The 21,913-nt window shown below is 46.6% G+C and carries 23 protein-coding genes; 10 read left to right on the top strand and 13 right to left on the bottom strand.

Features of this window, described 5'->3' with window-relative positions; all coding sequences use genetic code 11:
• Both HMPREF1548_RS29880 and HMPREF1548_RS07125 read right to left on the bottom strand, forming a co-directional pair.
• On the bottom strand, window positions 1-671 hold a 671-nt coding region (locus HMPREF1548_RS29880), incomplete at its 3' end, for a hypothetical protein (RefSeq protein ID WP_021635240.1).
• Window positions 672-1,128: 457 nt separating this feature from the next.
• On the bottom strand, window positions 1,129-1,932 hold the full coding sequence (locus tag HMPREF1548_RS07125) for a sialate O-acetylesterase (protein ID WP_021635238.1): 804 nt from the start codon (window positions 1,930-1,932) through the stop codon (window positions 1,129-1,131).
• Between the two features lie 354 nt (window positions 1,933-2,286).
• On the opposite strand from HMPREF1548_RS07125, the gene HMPREF1548_RS07120 reads away from it, so the two are divergent.
• The 5 genes from HMPREF1548_RS07120 to HMPREF1548_RS07100 all read left to right on the top strand — a co-directional run bounded on the left by HMPREF1548_RS07120 (window position 2,287) and on the right by HMPREF1548_RS07100 (window position 6,557).
• Window positions 2,287-2,988, top strand: a complete 702-nt coding sequence (locus HMPREF1548_RS07120; protein ID WP_021635235.1) for a lantibiotic protection ABC transporter ATP-binding protein — start codon at window positions 2,287-2,289, stop codon at window positions 2,986-2,988.
• A complete protein-coding gene (locus HMPREF1548_RS07115) occupies window positions 2,988-3,749 on the top strand; it encodes a lantibiotic immunity ABC transporter MutE/EpiE family permease subunit (RefSeq protein ID WP_021635234.1) in 762 nt (253 codons plus the stop codon). Before HMPREF1548_RS07120 ends, HMPREF1548_RS07115 begins: the two co-directional genes overlap by 1 nt.
• Window positions 3,746-4,477 (top strand): lantibiotic immunity ABC transporter MutG family permease subunit, encoded by a 732-nt coding sequence (locus HMPREF1548_RS07110; protein ID WP_021635233.1) that lies wholly within the window; start codon window positions 3,746-3,748, stop codon window positions 4,475-4,477. The genes HMPREF1548_RS07115 and HMPREF1548_RS07110 overlap by 4 nt, the downstream gene beginning before the upstream one ends.
• Window positions 4,478-4,566: 89 nt before the next feature.
• Window positions 4,567-5,241, top strand: a complete 675-nt coding sequence (locus HMPREF1548_RS07105; protein WP_021635232.1) for a response regulator transcription factor — start codon at window positions 4,567-4,569, stop codon at window positions 5,239-5,241.
• Window positions 5,217-6,557, top strand: a complete 1,341-nt coding sequence (locus tag HMPREF1548_RS07100; RefSeq protein WP_021635231.1) for a sensor histidine kinase — start codon at window positions 5,217-5,219, stop codon at window positions 6,555-6,557. Before HMPREF1548_RS07105 ends, HMPREF1548_RS07100 begins: the two co-directional genes overlap by 25 nt.
• A gap of 178 nt (window positions 6,558-6,735) precedes the next feature.
• On the opposite strand, the gene HMPREF1548_RS07095 is transcribed toward HMPREF1548_RS07100, so the two are convergent.
• Together HMPREF1548_RS07095 and HMPREF1548_RS07090 are read right to left on the bottom strand one after the other, a co-directional pair.
• Window positions 6,736-7,257: a methyltransferase family protein gene (locus HMPREF1548_RS07095; RefSeq protein WP_021635230.1), complete on the bottom strand. Its 522-nt coding sequence runs from the start codon at window positions 7,255-7,257 to the stop codon at window positions 6,736-6,738.
• A gap of 17 nt (window positions 7,258-7,274) precedes the next feature.
• Window positions 7,275-8,168, bottom strand: a complete 894-nt coding sequence (locus HMPREF1548_RS07090; RefSeq protein WP_021635229.1) for a metallophosphoesterase family protein — start codon at window positions 8,166-8,168, stop codon at window positions 7,275-7,277.
• Window positions 8,169-8,427: 259 nt separating this feature from the next.
• Between HMPREF1548_RS07090 and HMPREF1548_RS07085 the strand changes: the two genes are divergently transcribed.
• The gene (locus HMPREF1548_RS07085) at window positions 8,428-8,916 is read left to right on the top strand and encodes a hypothetical protein (protein WP_021635227.1); all 489 of its coding nucleotides are present in this window, start codon (window positions 8,428-8,430) and stop codon (window positions 8,914-8,916) included.
• On the opposite strand, the gene HMPREF1548_RS07080 is transcribed toward HMPREF1548_RS07085, so the two are convergent.
• The 4 genes from HMPREF1548_RS07080 to HMPREF1548_RS07065 form a co-directional block, all read right to left on the bottom strand.
• Entirely contained in the window at window positions 8,888-9,607 is a 720-nt protein-coding gene (locus HMPREF1548_RS07080) for an HAD family hydrolase (RefSeq protein WP_021635226.1), read from the bottom strand. The two genes, HMPREF1548_RS07085 and HMPREF1548_RS07080, sit on opposite strands and share 29 nt — an antisense overlap.
• 29 nt (window positions 9,608-9,636) lie before the next feature.
• Window positions 9,637-10,413 (bottom strand): alpha/beta fold hydrolase, encoded by a 777-nt coding sequence (locus HMPREF1548_RS07075; protein ID WP_021635225.1) that lies wholly within the window; start codon window positions 10,411-10,413, stop codon window positions 9,637-9,639.
• Between the two features lie 157 nt (window positions 10,414-10,570).
• Complete coding sequence (locus HMPREF1548_RS07070) at window positions 10,571-11,182, bottom strand: TetR/AcrR family transcriptional regulator (protein WP_021635223.1); 612 nt, start codon at window positions 11,180-11,182, stop codon at window positions 10,571-10,573.
• Between the two features lie 416 nt (window positions 11,183-11,598).
• A complete protein-coding gene (locus HMPREF1548_RS07065; RefSeq protein WP_021635222.1) occupies window positions 11,599-13,041 on the bottom strand; it encodes an MATE family efflux transporter in 1,443 nt (480 codons plus the stop codon).
• A gap of 280 nt (window positions 13,042-13,321) precedes the next feature.
• Here HMPREF1548_RS07065 and HMPREF1548_RS30435 point away from each other — a divergent pair, with 280 nt between their 5' ends.
• Window positions 13,322-13,447 carry a hypothetical protein gene (locus HMPREF1548_RS30435; RefSeq protein WP_286137857.1) on the top strand — a complete coding sequence of 42 codons (126 nt, stop codon included), beginning with the start codon at window positions 13,322-13,324 and terminating at the stop codon, window positions 13,445-13,447.
• A gap of 103 nt (window positions 13,448-13,550) precedes the next feature.
• On the top strand, window positions 13,551-14,420 hold the full coding sequence (locus HMPREF1548_RS07060) for an alpha/beta hydrolase (protein ID WP_035321461.1): 870 nt from the start codon (window positions 13,551-13,553) through the stop codon (window positions 14,418-14,420).
• A gap of 116 nt (window positions 14,421-14,536) precedes the next feature.
• On the opposite strand, the gene HMPREF1548_RS29405 is transcribed toward HMPREF1548_RS07060, so the two are convergent.
• The gene (locus HMPREF1548_RS29405; protein ID WP_021635219.1) at window positions 14,537-14,713 is read right to left on the bottom strand and encodes a hypothetical protein; all 177 of its coding nucleotides are present in this window, start codon (window positions 14,711-14,713) and stop codon (window positions 14,537-14,539) included.
• Between the two features lie 23 nt (window positions 14,714-14,736).
• Window positions 14,737-15,402, bottom strand: coding sequence for a GNAT family N-acetyltransferase (locus HMPREF1548_RS07055; RefSeq protein ID WP_021635218.1), 666 nt, complete (start codon window positions 15,400-15,402; stop codon window positions 14,737-14,739).
• Window positions 15,403-15,542: 140 nt separating this feature from the next.
• On the opposite strand from HMPREF1548_RS07055, the gene HMPREF1548_RS07050 reads away from it, so the two are divergent.
• On the top strand, window positions 15,543-16,367 hold the full coding sequence (locus HMPREF1548_RS07050; protein WP_035321460.1) for a MerR family transcriptional regulator: 825 nt from the start codon (window positions 15,543-15,545) through the stop codon (window positions 16,365-16,367).
• On the opposite strand, the gene HMPREF1548_RS07045 is transcribed toward HMPREF1548_RS07050, so the two are convergent.
• Complete coding sequence (locus HMPREF1548_RS07045) at window positions 16,348-16,869, bottom strand: DEAD/DEAH box helicase family protein (RefSeq protein WP_198168618.1); 522 nt, start codon at window positions 16,867-16,869, stop codon at window positions 16,348-16,350. The genes HMPREF1548_RS07050 and HMPREF1548_RS07045 overlap by 20 nt on opposite strands.
• A gap of 199 nt (window positions 16,870-17,068) precedes the next feature.
• Here HMPREF1548_RS07045 and HMPREF1548_RS07040 point away from each other — a divergent pair, with 199 nt between their 5' ends.
• A complete protein-coding gene (locus HMPREF1548_RS07040; RefSeq protein WP_021635215.1) occupies window positions 17,069-17,944 on the top strand; it encodes a helix-turn-helix transcriptional regulator in 876 nt (291 codons plus the stop codon).
• Between the two features lie 16 nt (window positions 17,945-17,960).
• Here the strand turns inward: HMPREF1548_RS07040 and HMPREF1548_RS07035 are convergent, their stop codons facing one another.
• The gene (locus HMPREF1548_RS07035) at window positions 17,961-19,799 is read right to left on the bottom strand and encodes a family 43 glycosylhydrolase (protein ID WP_035321458.1); all 1,839 of its coding nucleotides are present in this window, start codon (window positions 19,797-19,799) and stop codon (window positions 17,961-17,963) included.
• Between the two features lie 450 nt (window positions 19,800-20,249).
• Window positions 20,250-21,884: a glycoside hydrolase family 43 protein gene (locus HMPREF1548_RS07030; RefSeq protein ID WP_035321457.1), complete on the bottom strand. Its 1,635-nt coding sequence runs from the start codon at window positions 21,882-21,884 to the stop codon at window positions 20,250-20,252.
• Between the last annotated feature and the right edge of the window lie 29 nt (window positions 21,885-21,913).

Here is a 21,913-nt window from a genome sequence, read left to right as displayed (position 1 = left end):
ATTACCTCTGCCCTCCTCTGACTCAAAAAAACGGCCAATATCCCCTTCTCAATACACAGTTCCATTGCCTTCCGGATCGCTTCCGCCGGTTCCATAGACTTCAGGAACTCTCTCACGCATCCTATAAATATAGCATATTCCTCTAGCTTCCGGCACCGTCCCATTAATTCCGCATTATGCCCCTCATTAATATTCAGTATACGGACACGTACCTCCAGACAGGCCATATCCGCTCCCTGCATAAACGCATCCGACAGCTTTAAAACCGAAACGTCCGGCAGCTGCTGTTCCCCATTGTAAAAGACAACGTATACCGGCGTAGGAATCTTCAAAAGCCTGGTGGAATAAATTAAACGATCATGGAAGAAGCGTTTATACAGGTCTGAAAAATAAAATAATCCCCGCAGCGGCATATTGGGATTAAAGGTGCTCTGATGTTCAAATAATCCCATTCTTCCATCCAGAAGAAAGGAAACATCATTCTTCATCCCCATATAGATTACATCATCCAGTGTGGTGATTTCCAATGCGTCCGGATCCGTATAATCCTTCTGACACAATGCGTTATACAGCTCCAGTAAATCTTTCCGTTCCGAAAATAACATCCGGAACATGCGGTCCTTATACGCCTTCTGGGGCTTGCGGGCCAGTACTGCTTCATTTGTGTGCATGGCAAATTTTCTCCTTGAACCTAAGATTTTTCAAGAAAAAACCGCTTCCGCAAACCAAATCATAATAAAATATCAAAAGGGATTTTTATAAGAATATTATAAAAGAAAGTTTGAAATATAGCAAGATAAAGTAAATAAATCCACAGAAGATGAAATCAGAAATGTTATGTAGAAGAAATTACAGAAGCGATCGCTTCCTGAAAGTAACTCTATTCTGACATTCTTCTATCCATGTGTCAAGCATTTTGGTTTTGACATTTTACAACTTTTATAGATTTTGGACTTTTATAGATTTTGGACTTTTATAGATTTTGGGCTTTTATAGATTTTGGGCTTTTACAGCTTTATTTTTTTACAGCTTTATTCTTTTATAGCTTTGTCCCTTTACAGCTTTATGCCTCCACAGCTTTTTTAATTTAGCCAGCCAGCCGCAGACGACAGAACCAGGCTCCTGCGTTCACAAGTCTGATTCCATCCTGATATATTCCGCTGTATTTTCACCTGCCTGTATGCCTACTTCATTGTATGCCTGCTGATAATAGTGAAACTCATCCTTCATCAGCCCGCGCGCCTTCATTTCCGCAAATTTACGGGACACCATTACCACCTCCGGGACCTTTTGGGCAAGGGCTTCCTGCGCCTGTCTGATATCCTCATAGCTGATTTTCTCCGCACCGTTATATCTTCCAATCCGTATGAGAAAGCATCTCTCCACGCCTTCCATTTTCATACGTTCCCACATTTGCATAAAATAGCTTTGATAATCCCCGGCAGTCATATGATGATCCCCATCTGTCTCTCCCTGGCACCACAGCATAAATGTATGCCGGATAAAAATCCCTTCCTTCTCCAGAAATCTCCTGGCTTTTGCCAGACGCCGCAGCGTATCTGATAAATAAGGTGTGTCAGGCTGCCACTGCAGAATGGATGAGCCGCCCTTGGACGCAGAAACACCCACAATGGGAACTCCCGTTTTCTGATAGCAGGCATTCACAAAAGCTGTAACAAGTGAACCTGTTTTCATATTGCCGTCATTAATCCCATCCTCCGCATTTTCCTGCCTTCCAAACGGTTCCGTTAGCGGATACAGCTTATCCGGGGCCGATATTGCCCGGTATTCATATCCTGCCCCTTCCATAATCTGAGGCGCCGGATGCGCCCATTTTTCAGAAACAATCCCTCTGCCCGCCATATTTGACTGTCCCATAAATAAGAATAAATCGACTGTTTTACTGTTTTTAATTACACATTTATTTTCCATCGCTTCTCCGGCCTGCGGAACGCATCTGGCGATGCTCCGTTTTTTCTTTTAATTTACCTGATTTCTTTTTAAAATGCAACGTTCTCCCGCCATTATTTTCCGCATAAGGAATTCCCTCATAAAAGTGTAAATGAGACTGAACGGTTACATGCACTTTTCAATACCATACACTCCGTTGCAGGGTCCTGTGCGATTACACTATCCGTACTGCTTCCTGATATTTTTTCAAAAAAATATCTGCTTCTTTATAAAATCCTTAAAATTAACTGTTACCATAAAAGCACCGAAACAAAGGCGCCGCTTCTTTGGGAATACAGTCTATTGCCGGCGGCTGAATAGAAATGGAGGGAAAAGATGTCCGAATATATATTAAAAACCAATCATGTCTTCAAAAGCTTAAAAAAAACCCGTGCCGTAAAAGATTTAACCATGTCTGTCAGGAAAAATTCCGTCTACGGTTTATTAGGGCCGAACGGGGCTGGAAAATCCACTCTGTTAAAGATGATCACAGGTATTATCACACCTGATTCCGGTGAAATACTTTTCAGCGATCACCCCTGGACCCGGAAGGATTTATTAAATATCGGTTCGTTAATCGAATCTCCACCGCTGTATGAGAATTTAACAGCTTTTGAAAATTTAAAAGTGCGGGCAACGCTTATGGGGATTCCTGTGAGCAATTGTGATGACGTTTTACAGAAACTGGACCTGACGGATGCCAAAAACAAAAAGGCCTCAGATTTTTCCCTGGGAATGAAACAGAGACTGGGGATCGCATTGGCACTGCTGAATCATCCGAAATTATTGGTCCTGGATGAACCCACAAACGGACTGGACCCTTTCGGCATTGAAGAATTAAGGCGTATGCTTCGGGAATTTGCGGCGACCGGGATGTCTGTCATCGTATCGAGCCATATTTTAAGCGAGGTCGCGCAGGTTGCTGATGATATTGGAATCATATACAATGGGTCGCTTCTGTATCAGGATGAAATTGATACGGGTGAAAATCTGGAACAACTTTTTATGGATATTTTGAGGAAGGAGCGTGAGGCCTGATGATTATTACCTATATAAAAGCAGAAAACCTGAAATTCAGGCGTTCCCTGTTCAGGAAACTCATCCTGTTGGTTCCGGCAGGTTTAATTTTAATGTCTGTGATTTTTATTTTTATCGGCATTGGCATGGGCGGTTTTTCCAGCTCTGTCGTGTGTAACTGGTGTATGCCGGTTGCCTGCTTATCCGTTACTATTTTATGCCATCTGGCAAATAAAAAAGAGCAAAAGCATGGATACAGGACGCTTTACAGTCTGCCTGTTGACCTGAAGAAAACATTTATTTCTAAAATTATTTTAACTGCGCTTACCCTTTTGATAATATCTCTGTTGCTGTCGTTCATCACTGTGATCTCTGAATGCATGTTTTCAGGCGTCCGGGCAGCACTTGGGCGTAGCGGGCTTTATGCGGCAGGATATTGTTTGCTGTGGCTCTCCTTTTTATGGCAGGTTCCCTTCTGTTTATTTTTGGACCGGAAAATCGGTTTTGTCGGTTCCACATTAATAAATCTATTTGCCTGCGCTTTGGGAAGTTTGTTCTTTTCTCTTACGCCTTTGTTCTGGTTCTTCCCTTATAGCTGGCCCGCCAGGTTTATGGTTACCTTATTTGGCGTGCTGCCCAGTGGATTACTGGTGGAAACAGGCTCACGATTGATACTGAACCCGGGAGGAAGTCTGTTGCTGGTATTGGTTTCCCTGTTGGCCGCGGCAGTTCTTTCCATCTTATTTTCCTTTTGGTATGAAAGGCAGGTATATCGTAAATGACTGTTATAAGGGAGTTTATTTCCGATTTTACCAAAATCAGACGGACACCTGTTATTTTGTTGCATTTGGTACTGCCGGTCGTGATTACCGCAGTATTTTTAGTTTATTATAAGTATGCGGGATATCATATTATTCCTGATGTGAGGCTGTTTTTTATTATACTGCAGATATGTTTCCCTGTTTTTGCAGGTATTACGGTGCCGGTTTTGATTAACCTGGACAGAAATATAAGCAATATTCAAAATTCCCTTGGCTTAACGGAAACACGAAAAGGTGTATATTTAGGGAAATTGTTCTTTCTTATGTTTTTGTCTGCTTTAAGTATGATACTATATGAGCTGTGCTTCTATATGGGAGTCAGTTTTTTTCTGGGTATCAGTATAATGGATTATGCTTCCTACCTTGTGATATTTATAATTTTTTTATTTGGCAATATATTTTTGTATTTATTACACATATTCATTGCTTTCAGGTTGGGGGCGGGTATTTCGGTATTCACAGGAATTGCAGGCACAATATCAGCAGGTTATTTTGAAAACGCGATTGGCGATCAGATTTGGCCGTTCATTCCCTGGGAATGGGGCGTCAGGTTTTTGAAAAAACTCTTTGGCTTTTCGAATATTCCTGTTTTTTCCGGGATAATTTCTTTGATAATTATTACTTTGGCCGTTCTCGTTTTGTCGGTACTGTGGTTTGACAGATGGGAAGGCAACATTGTGCAGGAGTAAACATAGAGGAAAACAAGGAGGTAAATCCTCTGCTCGCTTAGGGCTCGCATTTTGCTCCGCAAAACAAGGAGGATTATAAGGAGGATTTGATGTTTAGGGTGTTGGTTGTTGATGATGATCTTGAAATGCTGGCTCTGGTGCGCGCTGCCCTGGAGAAGGACGGGCATCGGGTGGATATTGAGCCGGATGCGGCGGCGGTACAGGCCGAGCGGTGTCAGGCGTATGATTTGCTGCTGCTTGACGTGATGATGCCCGGCGAGGATGGCTTTTCCCTTTGCGGCCGTATCCGTGATGAGGTGGATTGCCCCATCCTGTTCTTAACAGCCAGGGCGGAAGATGCTGCCCTTGTGCAGGGCTTTGGCCTGGGCGCCGATGATTATATTAAGAAGCCCTTCAGTATCGCGGAACTGCGCGCTCGGGTAAACGCCCATCTGCGGCGCGAGGCGCGCAGTCCGGTCCGTACCATGAACCGGGGCGGCGTACGTTTTGACATGCAGGCAAAAGAGGCTTTTGCCGGAGAACGCACACTGCCACTTACCAGGGGCGAATATGCGATATGTGAACACCTTGCCCTGCACGCGGGACAGGTTTTTACCAAAGAACAATTATATGATGCAGTTTTCGGCTTTGACGCCGGGGGCGATCCGTCGGCTATTGCGGAACATGTCAAAAATATCCGCGCCAAGCTGAAGGCCGAAGGATTAAGCCCTGTTGAGACAGTCTGGGGGGTAGGGTATAAATGGCAAAAAAACAGCGTTCTGTAAGTCTTACCTTCGTTCTTCTGCGCTTTGCCGTCGTTATGCTCGGCTGCATGCTGCTGTGCGGCCTGGTATGGATGCTTTGCTTTACGCAACTTCGAAACGCCGGTATTATTTACCAGGGCTACGTCTCCAATCAACAGACGGAGCGGATTCTGACAGAAGATACCAAAAACTTTATTTCCCCGGGTGCGGATTTTCTGCCCGAATATGCTTTGTTTGCACCTGACGGTAACGTGTTGGAAAGCAATGTGGAAGGAAAAAAGCTGGAGACTCTGAGAGAATTTTTTCTGCAGGCTCCTGACGACGTCCATGTTTCGCGTCGCACCTACGCGGACGGGAGTACCGTTATTATTCAATGGTATTTCAGGTCGGAATTTGTAAATCCAATCCTGCGCAATCTGCTTCCTCCTTTTGAATACCTGTGGCTGGCCGTGCTTGGCGCGGGGTGGGTGCTCTGCCTGATTTTTAATACCCTGCGGCTCCGCCGGCACCTTGCTGCCAGGCTCAGGCTGTTCGGTGAAGTGAGTGATAAGGTAGGCGCACAGGAGCTGGATTTTACAGTCCCTCATGCGGGCATACGGGAATATGCTCAGGCGCTGGACGCCATGGAACATATGCGGGAAGCATTATACAGCTCCCTGTCCTCCCAATGGGCGGCCCAACAGGAACGTGAGGCGGAAATAGCCGCACTCGCGCACGATCTGAAAACTCCGCTCACACTGATAGGGGGAAACGCGGAGCTTCTGCTGGATGAAAATTTGTCTGAGAACTGCCAGAGAATGGTAGAAACCATCGTATCAAACAGCGACCGTGCAAAACGTTATGTTGCCAGTCTTCTGGAAACCTCATCCGGTACGGACGAAACGTTTGAAAATACCGCTCTGCCCACTATGTTTGACGAGCTTTGCCTGAGCGCAAATGCCCTTGCACAAGCCAGCGGGGGTTTTCTGCACAGCCAAAACAGCCTGGAGGGTTCCGCCCGAATACAAAAAGACCATTTGCTTCGCGCTCTCGGCAATGTGGTGCAGAATGCCATCGAGCATACGCCGGAAGGCGGCAGCGTATATCTGGAAGGATGCATGCTGGCAAACGGCTGGCAAATTACCGTGCGTGACGAAGGTCCCGGCTTCAGCAGGGCCGCGCTGCACCATGCGACAGAACGCCTGTGGCGTGATGATACGGCGCGGAGTTCTGACGGACACAATGGACTCGGGCTTTGGTTCGCAGCGCAGGTGGTTACAACGCACAGTGGACAGCTGGAACTGAAAAACTGCGAATCCGGCGGCATGGCTGTCATTAAGTTCCGCAGGAATTTATAAAAATCCAATACCCCGCAGCACAACATCGTTCCCCATTGTATTTGGCGTTTCTTCCCTGAACTTTTCCAGGGTACCTGAGGACTGATAACCAGGAATGATTATGGAAAAATAACAGGAAATGTCAGGAAAAGACGCCCTGGTCTTAACATCCTGAGCGCCCCCGGAACTGAAAAAGTACCTATATATACCGCCTTACCCTTTTCATATACTGCCTGTAGGCATCCCCGAATCTGCCAATGCACCACCGTTCTTCTGAAAGAATAATCCAGTGGGAAGACAGCTGGAATATGATAACGATTCCGCCAAGCAGCACAGAATGCGTGAGCAGGGCACAGCCCATAAACAGTAAAAAATATGATAAATACATGGGATTACGCGATAACCGGTAAAGTCCGTTTTGGTTCAGGCCTACGCCGGATGGGGCTGCAAAATCTATCACTGATGCAGTGCACAGAACCAATCCCAAAAGATAGAACAGCGTCCCCGACCAAAATTGCCAGGAAAAATCAATTGGCACTTTAAGAAAAAACAGAACGATAAAAATTGCGGCATTGGAAAGCTGGTATATCCAATATGCCGCAATTTCCTTTCCGGCCATCGGTGCGAAAAAAGCCGCGCGTTTTACCGCAGCTCTGTCCAAATGTGAAAGGACGCCAAACCTTATCAGTAAAAAAGGGATTAGCAGCAGAAATCCATTCATAAATATTTCCTCTCCTTTTATCTGGGTAACTTCACAGTCCGGGATAAGACCTTTGGTTCAATGGAAACACCGTTCCATGTCCTGCCTATTTCCGCATCTTCCGGGGTAATTGTGTGATAATGGCCATCCATTCCCGTTATACGCGCCTCTTTATCACTTATTTCAACGAACGCATGCAGCGGCTCCTGATATAAAATCATATTCTTGAGAGAAGGGTATTTTTCATGCGTCTTTGCATCGTAGGCGTACAGTTCCTTCATACCGTGCCAGATATACGACATGGAGTTGAGTGTAATATATGGAATTCCATTTATTATAGTGCAGCCATCCCCATGATCATGGCCGTTCATGCAGAAAAGAACCTTTCGGTTTTCAAGCAGCGCCCTGACTGCTTCTCTGTTTGCGATTCCCCTGTCTCTAAAATCATTTGCCAGGCTGTGGTGGGAAAACACAACATAAAAGCAGTCTTCCGATTCCAGTTCCTGCAAAAGCCAGTCTGCTTCCACCTGCGGAAGCCAGGGATAAGCCTGTTTTGTCTTATCATAATTACGCTTCAGGAAGGGAACGCATTTTTGCCCATCCCGGATATAGCAGGTATTGAGGACGATAAATTTAACGTCGTCAATAAGGAAGGAATAATAGGATGACTCTATTTTCAGAAAATCCATCACTTCTTCAAGCGAATACTGATCCGTATCATGATTGCCGATTGTATGATACACCGGTACGCCGGATTGTTCCAGGACGTCAATAACTTTTCTGTTTTCAGCGGCCGGATAACACAAATCACCCAGAGACAGGATAAAATCAGGATTTTTCAGCCTGACTGTTTCCAGAAACTCCTTTATTCTTCTGTCTCCGTCCGGAATGTGGTCATAGTGCAGGTCAGTAAAAACAGCAAATCGAATCATTTTCCTTCCTCCTGGGATTCAAAAACAAAATTGCGGCAAACGGTATTTTTCATGTATCCTATATTATTTTATCCGCTGACCGACTGAAAAGCCACTCAAAATACGGTATGAAAATCAGTATCCCTGCCGGTTTGGTTTTTTCTCAGCTTCAGGTATACAGCTCTCTTTTTTGTGCAGGAATTGAGAGGATTGACACAGTAAAGGTCATTAAACTGATAGCAGTACCCACAGCATCCCATACCAAAAAGGAGTATTCAAAATGGCCGATAATCACTTTCCCGCATTCCTTGAAACCATAGATGACAACAGCAAACCTCTCGCTTCCGAAATCAACGATTTTCTTCTGGCGCAGGGCTGCAAATGTGAAATCAAAACAGCAAAAAGCGGCTTTACTGTTTCCTATATCCTGCCGCAGACAAAGAAAACTCTGGCAACCTTCGTATGCCGCAAAACAGGCGTAAAAATGAGGATTTTTCCCCAGGGCTTAAATGTATATGAGAATTTTCTGGAAACTCTCCCGGAAAAGATGAAAAAAGATATCATAAAAGCATCTCCCTGCAAGCGTCTCATAAATCCGGACGACTGCAACCCAAAATGTATGATGGGCTATGATTTCCATATGGAGGACACCCATTACCAGAAATGCCGGTTTATGGCGTTTATGCCTTCATTAAATGAAGAAAATCATCCTTTTATCAAAGAGTTTCTGGAGAATGAAATCAAGGTTCAAAGCCGGGTCCAGGACTAAAGATTTTTTCTCCCACTATCCCTGGCAGCTCAGCGATATCTGTAATATGCCAGTCCGCCTCCTTCATAAGCTCCCGCCGCCGCTCCTCCGGTTTGCGTTCCAGATATTCAGTAAAAACCGTTTTCATACCTGCATTTTCAGCCCCTCGCAATTCATCGGAACCGCCGTCACCGATGAAAATGCTCTGTTCCGGGGTACAATTCATATATTGCATTGCCCTTTGATAGATTCTGACATCCGGCTTCAAAAGCCTTTCGCAACAGGAAAAAAGCGCCTTATCAAAACAGGAAAACAGCGGGGATTCTTTCCAGTACATACAATCTATCACATCTGCATTGCTGATAAGACAAAGCTTCCAGCCTGACAGCTTCAGCCGCTCCAGCATTTCCAGGATTCTTCCGTCCACATTCATAAGCGCATGCCGCATTCTCGCTTTCCTCTGACGCAGCAGCTCTTTTTTCTGAAAAGGATTAACCTGCATGGGGAGAAGCATTGTAATATCTTCTATGATTTTGCTTTCCTCCGTGACAAATCTGCCGGCCCGTTCAAGGTACAGCGCTTTATCCTCTGCATAGAATTCCCATTCCTCAATGCTCAAACCCAGCACCTCGTTCTCACTCATATCAGGACAGTATTCCGGTTTAATTAATGTAAAGAATAAGTCAAAAAAACAGCAGCCTGCAGTTTCCATACAATTTTCCTGTAGTAATACTCACTTTTTTACCATTCTTCCAGAAAAGGCAGAATCAGCTTTAGCCATTCCTCCGGCAGATATACGGATAAATATCCGTGATTATATCCTTTTGCTTCATATATCCTGCAGTGGGGCACCAACTCCCCAAACATCCGGGCCGATTCCCGGACACATTTCATTTCCTTTTCTCCGTACAGGTACATTACCTCCGCATTTGTGCTGCGGACGCTTTCCTTCAGCGTATACTGCATCATATATGTACGGTATACCGCATACAGCGTTTCTTTACGAAGACGCGGCATGTCACGCAGATAATATTCTGCTATTTCCTCCGGATAACGCATGGATGAGGGGAAAAAACGATTCATTGCCGCCAGTTGGAAACGGCACACGTTTTTCCCGAACATCAGCCTCCCGCATAAGCGGACCGTCGCTATGCAGTAACGCGCCATAGCAGGCTGTGGATAACAGATACTGCCATCAATCACCGCCTTTTGGACCAAATCCTTTTTCCGGGACAACAGCTCCATTACGATCTGTCCTCCCAAAGACACTCCTCCCAGTGCAAAAAGATGGCCGCCACATTTCTTTTCTATATATTCCATCAGCTTATCCGCCGTATCCTCCGTAGAAATATATTCGGTCAGATACTCTTCCCCATGCCCATCCAGCGTCGGCAGAATGACGTGGTATTTCTCAGACAGGACACGGGCCTGCCTTAAATAATTCCACCAGGAATTTCCGCCTCCATGAATCAGCATGATGTACGGATTCCCGCAGTCTCCGAACTCATGAAATTTCATTTTTGCTCCAATCTGTGTGTTATAGGCGCTTCCCCATGCAGCAAAAACCTATGCAGCCCATAATTTTTTTCAATCACACTATCGATCCTATATGTTTTTCCGCTAATACCGGTAATATTATAACTCTGCGTTACTCTGAAATATTGCAGGCATTCCATTAATGCGCCTTATAATAAATCCTTCTCCACTGCTTTATAAGTCTCAGAAAATCCTTTTCTATTTCCTCCGCATCAACATCCTGCATGCGGTATCTCCGGCACAGATAACCTTCCGTCGTCCACAAAATTTCCTGATACATCAGCTCCAAATCCACATCTTTCCGAAATACAGAAAGGTCCATCCGTTCAAAAATATGTTTTTCCCCAATTCGTTTTAACTGGGAAAATTCCGGCTGAATACATTTTCTGATTTCTTCCTCCTGCTCATAATAGGCGTTTAAACAAAAGGCACCAATATAAGGATACACTCTCGTCAATGAACATTTTACCCGCAGGTTTTTCTCCAGTATTTCAAAAAAATCTGTCGTATCCATGACTCCGAATTCCCGGACAGCATTTCCGGTCAGCTCTTCTGCCTGCTTCCACAGGAAAAGATACAGTTCCTTTTTATTTTCAAAATAATGAAACAGCAGCGCTTTGGATATGCCGCATTCGTCAGCTATTTCAGACATCGGCGCCTTCTTATAGGAATTCCCTGCAAATACCTTATAGGCGGCGTTGATAATATGTTGTTGTTTTTCTTCAGGTAACTGAAAAAATTTGGGATTCATTGAGATTCCTTTCCTTATATGCCATCAATCCGGCCTTGTGGACGTCGATCCGTTTGCAGCCTGTAAACAGCTAATACGGCTATCTACAGAAACTATGCCGCTGTTAAATGTGTGGAAACCATTAACCGATCTGGTTAATGCGATTATATAGTCGTTGACCGTTTTTGAGAAGACCTTTTCCTTAATTTGTTTCTATTAAAAGCCAGATCAATTAAAAATTCATACAAGCATCTATGTAATTCGTTGCAATATTCTTTAACAGCATGGATACGGCCCTGAAAATATAGTATAATTATTTGATTGAAACAAGAATCCCATTATATCTATCCCGAATACAGAAACAGCGGCACGTCAGACTCTCCCGACATACCGCTGTTATCTTATTAGTTTTATTTTATCTCCGGCCGTTTTCCGCCTCAGTTTTCCACCGCCTTTTTCAGCCCTCTGCTCTCCGCCAGTTCTTCCCGGAACTGCTGTACTGCAGCCTTTCCTTCCTCCGTAACCGGCTTAACCCATTTACCGGTCCTGGTATAATAAACCTCAAATACCAGCCGGATCAATTCATCCGTATACAGGAAAGCGAACACTGCCAGGAAAGGCAGATGCAGCACCATGCCGGCAATCCATGTCGCAGGAACACTGATGGTAAAAAGACATACGATTTCCAGCACGGTTCCGAAAATGGATTCCCCGCCCGCGCGGTAGCAGCTGTTCATAATATAATTGCAGGTACGGATGGTTCCCGCCGCCAGATAAATCATAATCATGTATTTTCCATAAAACATGGCTTCCGCCCCCAGGCCGAAAAGACGAAGCAGGGGCGCATTAAAGGTCAGGCCGATGGCACAGATACAGAAAGTAATGGCCGGGCAGAGAAGCGCAAAGCCCTTAACATACTGATAGCCTTTCATATGATGCCCTGCGCCGACCTCCTTGCCCACCACCACGGAGCTGGCATCCGCCAGGCCTCCGAAAAAGGCAAATACAAAGCCCTCCAGCACACGGAAGGCCGCCATGGCGGCAATGGCCGATTCATTCTGTCTTCCGATAACAACATTTATCAGCATCTGTCCGATTCCGTAGAAAAGCTCATTGCAAATGATCGGAAAGCATTTGTTCAGATATATTTTCAGGAATCCATCTCCCCATGCAAACATCTCCCTGAGCTTAAGAACCAACGTATTCTTATCCCTCAGCAGGAAGGTAAGCAGTACAATCAGATTCACGATTCCGGAAACAAGAGTTCCCACCGCTGCACCGGCCGCTCCCATCTTCGGCATGCCGAAACGGCCATAAATGAGGATCCAATTCAAAATAAAGTTGGTAATAAGCGCCAGAATCGAGCTGATTAAAGGGGCTTTTACCCTTTCCGTGGAACGCATCAGGAAGCTTATCAGAACCGCAAATACCTGCAGCGGATAAGCAAAACCAACGATCCTTATGTAAGGAATCCCCACCTGGATAATATTCTGCTTATCCGTATAAATCCCCAGTAAAAAACCGGGGCTTGTGATCGCCGTCACCGCGAAGATAAGCGCCACCGCCAGCATGCAGGTCATGGAAATTCCAAAGGTCTTATTAATCCCCTTATGATTCCCTGCGCCCCAATATTGAGAAAAAAACAGCAGTGAACCGCCCGCAAATCCGAAATAACAGGAGAAAAACAGTGACGAAATCTGAGAACAGATTCCCACCGCCGCCACCGACAGCTCTCCCTGACTGCCTATCATAATCGTATCCACCATACTTGCCGTTGTAGACAGGAAATTCTGCAGGGCAATGGGCAGGGCAATCGTCACCACCGCCTTGAAAAAAACGCTCCAGTCAACCTGATTCTTTTTTAATGCTTTTCCCCTCATTCTTACAATACCTCTCAATCCAAATTACCAAGTATTTTCCATTATATCGCTCTTTTGCCATATTACAATAGGGGAAATGAAAAAAACAGGTTACATATCTACAGGATTTTACAATTTAAAATCCTGGTAGAATCTTATAAAAATTTCAGTCCGTTCCGGCTTCAAAGTGGAGGCGCATCCTTTGTCACTGCAGAGGTGGAACGAATTACGCTCCAGAGTGGCATTATGGCCAATGGGAAGCCCTTCCGCGCAATTCCTATTACCTACCTCTGGAACAAGTGTGGAAAAGGAAAACGAATATGTGGCTGCATCTGCAACAAAAGATATTGCAGGAAAAAAAAAGAAAAGGCGTCTGCTGCTCATGGGAGCAGATATTTTTGACCCCGAAGCAGATCTTACCAATTAGGAAAACCATGTTTACCGACGGTATCAATAGCGGATTTCAGAATATATGTGGTATAATTCATCTATCGAACACGATACCAATATTTAAACAGGAGGAAAAATATATGCTTCACATTGCAAGCAACCCCAGCCTGAAAGGACTCTCCGTCCTCTCTCCCAAAATCGTCTATTCCACCCATACCGGCAAGGACATCACGCTGGATCTGCTCATGCCGCAGATACTGGAGGATGCGTGCGAAAAACGGTATCCCCTGATTGTCTTCATTCAGGGAAGCGCCTGGCATTTCCCGGATACCAACTATGAAATCCCGCAGCTGGCCCGCTTTGCCGATGATGGTTTTGTGGTCGCATCCGTTACCCACCGGAACATAGAGGAAGGCCATCCGGCGCCGGCATTTCTCCAGGATGTAAAGACAGCGATCCGTTTTCTGCGTGCCAATGCAGAGCAGTATCATATCGATCCGGATAAGGTTCTTGCCTTCGGCACCTCCTCCGGAGGAAATACCGCCCTCCTTCTCGGCCTGACAGGAGATATGCCGGAATTTAAAACCGATGAATATCCGGAATTTTCAGACAGCGTATGCGCTGTGATTGACTGCTTCGGCCCCACGGATCTGACCGCTTTTCTTGAATCCCCCCAGCCTGAGGTACGTTCGGAGGCCGCCGCTTTGTTCACACTCTTCTGCGGAGGCACTCTCGATAAAGAGTTATTGAAAAAAATGAGCCCCATAAACTATGTGCAGGAGGGGAAAAGCTATGTGCCTTTTATGATCGCCCACGGAAGCGCCGATCCCACTGTCAGCTTTTCCCAAAGCGAGCAGCTGGTGAAGCGTCTGGAGGAATGCGGCGCCCAGGTCAGCTTTATCTGTGTGGACGGCGCAGTCCATGAGGGGAATTTCTGGAGCCGGGAGCTTTGGGATATTTTCAGAGGTTTTATGAATACGCAGGCCGGCTTTAATCACCCCGCCCCGTAATAAAAACTGAGCATCGGGGAAATGCCGAACATATAGCCTATATATAATGCGCTCATCAGCCCAAATAAATAAGGTAACAATGCTTGCGGCCACTCCATTCTCACCTGCATAATACATCATCCAGCCGTTAAAAAGCAGCATGACAACTCCTGTTCCCCCAGTATATTGGAAATAAAAAATCCCGTCATCATGGAACAGGAGGGCTGGATGACCGTCATGAGGATGGCGGGCGCCATCACTGCAGGAATCCGCAGTAACGTAACCGGCTTCTGATAGAGTAATGTGTCATCCATTGCAGAGCCCCTCTTTCCCCTTCTTAAACGCAGACCGTTTCTTCCCTATCCCGGGAAACATCAGCCCTGGCATCATATTCATACAGAAAAAACTGCATCTCATTATCCACAGCAAGCGGGACCTTATAACTTTTCTGTCCGCAGCGCCGCATTCCCTGATGTTCATAGAAGCCATAATTGCAGCTGTTGTCCGTATACAGATAAAAACGTGAAATATTCCGTTGTTCCATATAATCAAGCAAAGCCCCAAACAGCTTCTTCCCGATTCCCAGGCCGCGGTATCTTTCGTCCAGTGCAAAGAAGGAAAGCTCTCCCGGATATTCCTTTTTACTCTCCTTAAGCAGTTCTTTGTCCACCTGGTTAATCCCCGAAAAAGCCCGGGCAACTTCCCTTCCCTCCTTTCCTGACAGCAGCGCCAGCGCTGCCGCCGTCTGCCGCAGCAGGCCGGTTACGGAAGGCTTCCACACCCCGCAGTCCTTTCCCATAATCACGCCTGCCGGCCTTCCTCCCACCTCCGCTACCTTCATAAAAGTCTGATTCGCCATACACCCTGCCAGATAAAGGCGTGACAGCCTTTTTGCTGTTCCAGGGGAACAGAACCTGTCATACTGCCAGGTTTTTCTTATGATATCCTGCAGAAACGGCGCATCCTTTCTTTCATAATCACGAAGTACTGTTTTTTCTTCCATTTCTGAAACCTCTTTTCCCTGTTTTCTTTTTATGTTATAGTCATCCTAAAGGATACAGTAACTGTAAGGTCAAGAGATTTTTACAATAAAAACAGAACGCGCCGTAAAAATGGCAGTGCCGCGGCAGCATGGAGGAATTTATGCCCACAAAATCCCTGCTTTTTACCACTGGACAATTCGCAAGGCTTCACCATCTGAATAAAAGAACGCTGCACTATTATGATGAAATCGGGCTTTTCTCCCCTGCCTTCAAGGGGGAAAACGACTACCGGTATTATACCTGGCAGCAAAGCGCGGATTTGGAAAACATCCTGGCGCTGCGTGAGCTTCATATGTCCATCGACGAAATCAGGTCCTATCTGCATTCGCCCAATGCACAAAGCTTTCTCGCCCTTTCGGAAAGGAAAATCGGTGAAATTGACGAGACAATCCGGCACCTTACTAAGCTTCGTGCCATCATGCAGAAAAAACAGGAAATGCTGCATCTTAGTATGCAAATAAAGGACGGTCAGATTGACACCGTCCAATGTGAAGAGGAATATCTTTTTATCACGCCGCTTCCCCCTTCGGAACCGCTCCCGGAGCAGAAGCAAATACAGATGGACACCCTTCTTTCCCACCTGCAGACCGCATGGGATCTGTCTGAATACAAGACCGGCTGCGGAAGCCTGCTTTCCCTGGAAAAAATCAGGCAGCACCGTTTTGACGAGTACGACGGCCTGTTCACCAGCCTGGATCAGCCTGCACAAATCAGTGGTATTTACAGAAAACCTGCCGGGCTTTACCTGCGCGCTTTCTGTGTGGGCAGCTGGGACAGGCTTCCCGCACTCTATGGCCGGATGCTGGCCTTTGCCCGGAAAAAAGGCTGGGAGCTTCAGGGGTATTCCTATGAAATCGGCCTGAATGAATTTGCCATTTCCGACAGTGAGGAATATGTAACCCAGGTTACCATCCTTGTTTCCTGATCCATTTATCGGCCTCTTCTGCCGCTTCTTCCGGCGTCAGGTTTGTGTTATCCAGCAGCGTAATCTGCGGCTGCGTTTTTGACGCATTTTCCCTCAGCCACAGGTTAAAGGAAACGGAGCTGCGAATCCAGTCTTCTTCTTGGATACCCCGCCCCTCCCGCATTCTTTTTTCCAGGATTGGCGTTTCACAGACCACGGCCAGATAGTGAATCTGCGTAAAATATTCCCTTGCGTCGCATATTTCAAACTGCTCCGGAATCCCACAGCCGCACAGAATCACAGGCATGCCGATTTGGGAAACATTGGCGCACATGGTCATCCATACTTCCCTGAAATTCCAGTAATTATCCTGGGGCGTATTAAAAACCTCCTGCCATAGAATATCGCTTTCAAGCACAATATAATCCGTTTCTTTTTTAAACAGGATTTCACACATCGTGCTCTTTCCCACACCGCTGGCTCCTGATACAATAAATAATGGGAATTTTTTATCCGGTTTCATTGGTTTTCCTCCCTTTTTCGTGATTATCCCGACGCTAATTTCACTGACATCAATTTCCCCGGTATTGATTTCCCAGGTAATGATTTTCCGGGTATTGATTTTCCAGGTATTGATTGATTTTTCCGACATTGATTTGACGCGGCGCAGGGCCTGAGGTATACTATTGAAAATTTGCAGCAAAACCACAGGGGAAAAAACAATGCCAAAGGCCGTTTCCTATATTTTTCCCCTGCATCTGCTCCATATTTCCCAGGCTGCAATAAAACTGTTTATGGAGGCGTCCATGAATCATATCCGTTATGTAGAATATAATGCCGTACACGACGGCAGCTTCGTATTTGATGTGCCGGAAGGCCACGACTGCTGGCTATTGGTGCTCACGCATACCCCCGCCCTTTTCCGGGTGGACGGCAGCCTGCAGGAATATCCGGCTAAATCCGCAGTCCTTTTCCCGCCTTTTTCTCCTATTTATTACTGCGCCTGCGGGGACAGATATGAAAATGACTGGCTGCGTTTCGATTCGGATGAAGAATATGTTTCCTCTCTCCCGGTCCAGGGAATCCCCTTTTCCCTGCCGGATGCGGATTACTGCCACAACCTGTTCCAGCTGCTCACCTGGAAAAATGCATTTCCCGGCGCACATAATGAGCGGATAACAGGCCAGCTCCTGCAGCTTCTTTTTTCCGAGCTGCAGGAAGCCTCCCTGAAAATTCCGGGTTCGCTGTCTTCCCATTACCATGAACTGGTGAACCTGCGCAAATCCATCTACAACAGCCCCCAGCTACCCTGGAGCGTGCCGGACATGGCGCGGCAGCTCCACCTGAGCGAGGGCTATATGCAGGTTGTCTATAAAAACACCTTCGGTATTTCCTGTATGGACGACTGTATTAACGCCCGCATACGGCTGGCAAAGGATCAGCTGCGCTACACCGGAAAAACAATTGCGGCCATCTCGGAATTCTGCGGCTACCACAATGTGGAGCATTTCTGCCGCCAGTTTAAGCGGATTACGGGAGAAAGCCCGCGTTCATTCCGGGCATCCGCAGAAAAACGCAGCCCGGACAGGCTTCCGTAAAAGAAAGGCCAACCTGTTATTTCACCACAACCTCCATGGAAACCTCCGTCAGCTCCGGCGCCAGATCCTTTTCCTCCGTCATTTCCAGGATCGGATAGCCGTCGGCGCCAAAATGCACACGGCGCAGTCCTGAGCTTCTCGGCCCGTCAACACCCGGCTTGCCGTGGTAGGCATTCCACACCAGCCCGTCCTCATCCGTTACGTAGGAATTATGGCCTGTTCCATATTCCCCTTCCTTGCTCCTGGAGGACATCAGCGGATAATTTTCCTTCACCCAGCTTTCCGGGTTGAGCAGATCCGCATCAGGATCTGCGCTGAGCAGGCCCACTACATAGGTGCTGTCCACAGCTGCACTGGAAAAGGTAAGGAATATTTTTTTATCCGTTATCAGGGCAAAAGGCCCCTCATCCACAAAGGTATGATTATTTGCCCAGCCATATTCCGGCATGGAAAGCAGGACAGGATCGGATATCAGCTTCCACGGCTCCTCAGGATCCAGTTCCGCGATATACAGCCACGCGCCCTGATCCACAGGATGGAACTGGCGCTGGGACCATGCCGCATAAACCCTTCCGTTTACCTCAAACTCCGTCATATCAAGGGTGATTCCCTGTTCCCCGTACAGATAGCTTCCGTCCTTTTTAACCACTCTTACCGGCATCTCCCAGTCGGAGGCCTTCATGGGATTTCCGTTCTCCTTCAGCGCCATCACATGGCACTGCTCCTTCTCAAACTCCTGCGGCGTCCCCGCATGGAAAATATACAGCCTGTCCCGTATAATATGGAACTCAGGCGCCCAGAGCAGATTCCCCAGATGGGGGTACATGGAGGTATTCAGAATACAGATTTCCTGGGCCGTAACAAGCTCCGGAATCGTATCCGCTTCCCGGATATACAGGGAATGGTTGTTATCATAATCATTGGTGGCAATAAAATAATATTTTCCCTTCCACTTGCCGATACAGGGGTCGGCACGATGCCATGCAACAGGAAATTCATAATGATTCTGATGCACCCTGCCCGTCACCCGGTAAGTGCCCGGATGGGCAAAATCCACCTCCCCGGTGTACCAGTCCACTCTTTTTTCCACACAGGTGCCGTCGCTGTATTTAGCGTTCGCCCTGACCTTCTGCACATCCTCCGGTGATGCCGCGCATATCCACTCCGGCACCTCATTTGCCACATTCACCGGCACCAGGAATTTACACCGCAGCCTCTCTGCCGTTTCCTCCCCTATGGAAATGATATTGCGAAGCCTTGCCCCTTCCGGAGCTTCCTCGCAATCCGGCAGGACTGCCATCTCCGCAAGCACTGCGCCGTCCTCCAGCCTCTCAGGCTGCGCCGCTTTCACCGCCTCCCCGGACAGCTCCGGCAGATTGTATGCAAAGCAGTCGCCCTGTGCATCCTTCCACTTCAGGCAATAGCATCCCTTGTCCGCATCATACCTGCATACCGCATCTTCTACGTACACTCCTGTATTCAGGTCAAGCAGCTCTTCCTCATGATACCGCACCAGATCCTTTGAGGTAAAAAGCAGCAGCTTTCCCCTGGACTCTTCATCCTCACTGCCATCCGCTTCCGTCCTGACCGCAAGGATCCCGAAAGCGCCGTCCGCCATCTGAAAAAGCCACGGGTTTTTCAGGCTCTTCGCATGCAGCGTTCCGTCCTCCCGCTGCGTCGCCTTTGCATACAGTATGCCTGCGTTGTGATTCAGCGGAACAAAGCTTCCTCCCTCCCTGCGCAGCGCAAGATGCATGCTGTATGCCAGCTTCTCCGAATAGATGCTGTCCTCCCCAGGCTGCCTGGTGTAGCACAGTAATTCGTAATTATTTTTTCCATTATTTCTGTTTTCCATTGGTTCCCTCCTGTTATCCAACATAAAACTGCTATAACTATTTTTTCACAAGACAGGGAGTAAAACAATGATTTTTTCTCAGAAAAACTTGATTTATTCTTATACGGGAAATTTAGGGGGATAAATAAAAATCGGCTCAAAGGGTGAAATAATGCAATATATAACATCTTTTCTTATTTCTGTTGTGGCTGGTGTGGTTTGCTATTATATCGGCAAATAGCCGGATAGAAAATAAAAACTAAGAAAACAGAAGCCAAACTGGGTTCTCCTGCCCTGATTAAGGAAAAAAGAATCCCCAGGGAGCTGCAACTCTCTGGGGATTCGCTTTGTGACATAATGCACATAGCGTCTTTTCTTCATTAAGAATATTGCAACGCTATTGGATTGTCAAGACGTATAAACATAAACATTGGAACTTTTTATAATAACTACATATAAAAATAGTTTTTATTATTCCTCCGGTTCATAGGAAAACCAGTCAAAAGCTGCATAGTTATCATACTCTGTTCCGTTTCCACTTGCAAACATCCCAAGATATGCGCCTACAAATCCTCCTGCCGTTTCACTTCCCAGAAATCTCCCATCCACACTGTCCGCAAGAATTGTTTCTGTTCCGTCTTCCGCTTCAACAGACAGTGTAAATTCCTGCCCCCGGGCCTTCACCGCAAAAATGACGTTTTCCTGTTCCCATGGTATCTCTCCCAGCACTTTTTCCTGATAGTTTCCCTGACCGTCCTTATGCAGTAACGATGCATCCAGTGAAGTATAGCCTGCAATCGCACGTATCGTTTGTTCTCCGTTTACATCAAGCCCTTTTTCCAGCCTCAGCTGCTGATAACCATTCTGCAGGACAACCAACCCTGCCGTCTGCTTTTCAACCGGAAGGAAACACAGCTTTGTTTTTGCAGTAAAAGACATATGCTGCTGCCTTCGCCCCAGAAATCCTGCTGCCCGAGGTGACTGCTGCGTTCCGGAACCAAAGCCAGCCTTTTCGCCATTCCTGCTATTTCCCATAGATGTATCGCATAATCTGAGCTTTAAAAAACCATCCTCCAATTTATAAGTACGATCATCCGGTGTTCCAAGAAAATTCCAGCAAAATGCAAGGCTTTTACCAACAAAATTATCCATTACCGGCTCCGCTGCCACCGGAAATTCTGGAAGCTCCGGCCCTGGATAAGAAAATTCAATCCTGCCTGTACCAGGACTGACAACAGGCCAGCCCTCTTCCCATTCCACAGGTGCAATAAAGGTTTCCCTTCCCAGATTTTTATGATAGCCTCCATAGGGCCTGGAAGCAAGAAATACCATATACCAGGAACCATCCTTCAGTTCTACCAGATCCGCATGCCCTGTATTGGCAATTGCGGCCTTCATTCCCAGATGTCTCTGTGTCAATATCGGATTGCCTCGGTAGCTCTCATACGGTCCTCTGATATTCTCAGACCGGGCGATTGTTTCCGAATGGAAATGCTCCGTTCCCCCTTCCGCGATCATCAGATAATAATATCCGCCGATTTTATAAACATGCGGTGCCTCCGGCCATGCCGCATTTTCCATAGCGCCTCCCCATATCTTGGTCTTTTCTCCTTTCAGCCGGAAATTCTCTAAATCAATCTCGGAAAGCCAAATCATCTGTTTCTCATCACTCCCTGGTTTTACAGGCCATGTTCCGGTATAATAGGCTTTTCCGTCATCATCAAAGAACAATGAAGGGTCTATTCCTCCGGCGCCTTCAATCCAGTGCGGTTCGGACCATGGACCGGCAGGATTCTCTGTTGTTACGATAAAATTACCGCCATAGCTTACATTGGTTGTTATCATATAAAAGGTACCTTTATGAAAACGAATGGTTGGTGCAAATATACCTCCTGATATATGACAAGGGTTAAGCGGAAGCTGGCTGGGACGATCAAGCACATGACCTATTTGTTCCCAATGCGCCAAATCCCTGCTGTGGAAAACAGGAACCCCCGGATAATAGGAAAAAGATGATGTTACCATATAAAAATCATCTTCCACTCTGCATATGGAAGGGTCGGGATAAAAACCCGGAAGCAGCGGATTCTTCAATGTTACGCTCATAATAATCTCCTTTACTTTTCTCGGATAAT

Source organism: Clostridium sp. KLE 1755, assembly GCF_000466465.2.
Taxonomy (GTDB): domain Bacteria; phylum Bacillota; class Clostridia; order Lachnospirales; family Lachnospiraceae; genus Eisenbergiella; species Eisenbergiella porci.
Note: the sequence above shows the minus strand (reverse complement) of the source record. Positions and strands in the feature narration are given on the sequence as shown.

Excerpts from the sequence above, each read along its gene's own strand:
- HMPREF1548_RS07085 (WP_021635227.1), top strand. The coding sequence starts at position 8,428 with ATGGCCGATAATCACTTTCCCGCATTCCTTGAAACCATAGATGACAAC.
- HMPREF1548_RS07110 (WP_021635233.1), top strand. The coding sequence starts at position 3,746 with ATGACTGTTATAAGGGAGTTTATTTCCGATTTTACCAAAATCAGACGG.
- HMPREF1548_RS07050 (WP_035321460.1), top strand. The coding sequence starts at position 15,543 with ATGCCCACAAAATCCCTGCTTTTTACCACTGGACAATTCGCAAGGCTT.
- HMPREF1548_RS07030 (WP_035321457.1), bottom strand. The coding sequence starts at position 21,884 with ATGAGCGTAACATTGAAGAATCCGCTGCTTCCGGGTTTTTATCCCGAC.
- HMPREF1548_RS07055 (WP_021635218.1), bottom strand. The coding sequence starts at position 15,402 with ATGGAAGAAAAAACAGTACTTCGTGATTATGAAAGAAAGGATGCGCCG.
- HMPREF1548_RS07070 (WP_021635223.1), bottom strand. The coding sequence starts at position 11,182 with ATGAATCCCAAATTTTTTCAGTTACCTGAAGAAAAACAACAACATATT.
- HMPREF1548_RS07035 (WP_035321458.1), bottom strand. The coding sequence starts at position 19,799 with ATGGAAAACAGAAATAATGGAAAAAATAATTACGAATTACTGTGCTAC.
- HMPREF1548_RS07115 (WP_021635234.1), top strand. The coding sequence starts at position 2,988 with ATGATTATTACCTATATAAAAGCAGAAAACCTGAAATTCAGGCGTTCC.
- HMPREF1548_RS29405 (WP_021635219.1), bottom strand. The coding sequence starts at position 14,713 with ATGGATGACACATTACTCTATCAGAAGCCGGTTACGTTACTGCGGATT.
- HMPREF1548_RS07045 (WP_198168618.1), bottom strand. The coding sequence starts at position 16,869 with ATGAAACCGGATAAAAAATTCCCATTATTTATTGTATCAGGAGCCAGC.
- HMPREF1548_RS07075 (WP_021635225.1), bottom strand. The coding sequence starts at position 10,413 with ATGAAATTTCATGAGTTCGGAGACTGCGGGAATCCGTACATCATGCTG.
- HMPREF1548_RS07080 (WP_021635226.1), bottom strand. The coding sequence starts at position 9,607 with ATGGAAACTGCAGGCTGCTGTTTTTTTGACTTATTCTTTACATTAATT.
- HMPREF1548_RS07040 (WP_021635215.1), top strand. The coding sequence starts at position 17,069 with ATGCCAAAGGCCGTTTCCTATATTTTTCCCCTGCATCTGCTCCATATT.
- HMPREF1548_RS07090 (WP_021635229.1), bottom strand. The coding sequence starts at position 8,168 with ATGATTCGATTTGCTGTTTTTACTGACCTGCACTATGACCACATTCCG.
- HMPREF1548_RS07095 (WP_021635230.1), bottom strand. The coding sequence starts at position 7,257 with ATGAATGGATTTCTGCTGCTAATCCCTTTTTTACTGATAAGGTTTGGC.
- HMPREF1548_RS07105 (WP_021635232.1), top strand. The coding sequence starts at position 4,567 with ATGTTTAGGGTGTTGGTTGTTGATGATGATCTTGAAATGCTGGCTCTG.
- HMPREF1548_RS07120 (WP_021635235.1), top strand. The coding sequence starts at position 2,287 with ATGTCCGAATATATATTAAAAACCAATCATGTCTTCAAAAGCTTAAAA.
- HMPREF1548_RS07100 (WP_021635231.1), top strand. The coding sequence starts at position 5,217 with ATGGCAAAAAAACAGCGTTCTGTAAGTCTTACCTTCGTTCTTCTGCGC.
- HMPREF1548_RS07125 (WP_021635238.1), bottom strand. The coding sequence starts at position 1,932 with ATGGAAAATAAATGTGTAATTAAAAACAGTAAAACAGTCGATTTATTC.
- HMPREF1548_RS07060 (WP_035321461.1), top strand. The coding sequence starts at position 13,551 with ATGCTTCACATTGCAAGCAACCCCAGCCTGAAAGGACTCTCCGTCCTC.
- HMPREF1548_RS07065 (WP_021635222.1), bottom strand. The coding sequence starts at position 13,041 with ATGAGGGGAAAAGCATTAAAAAAGAATCAGGTTGACTGGAGCGTTTTT.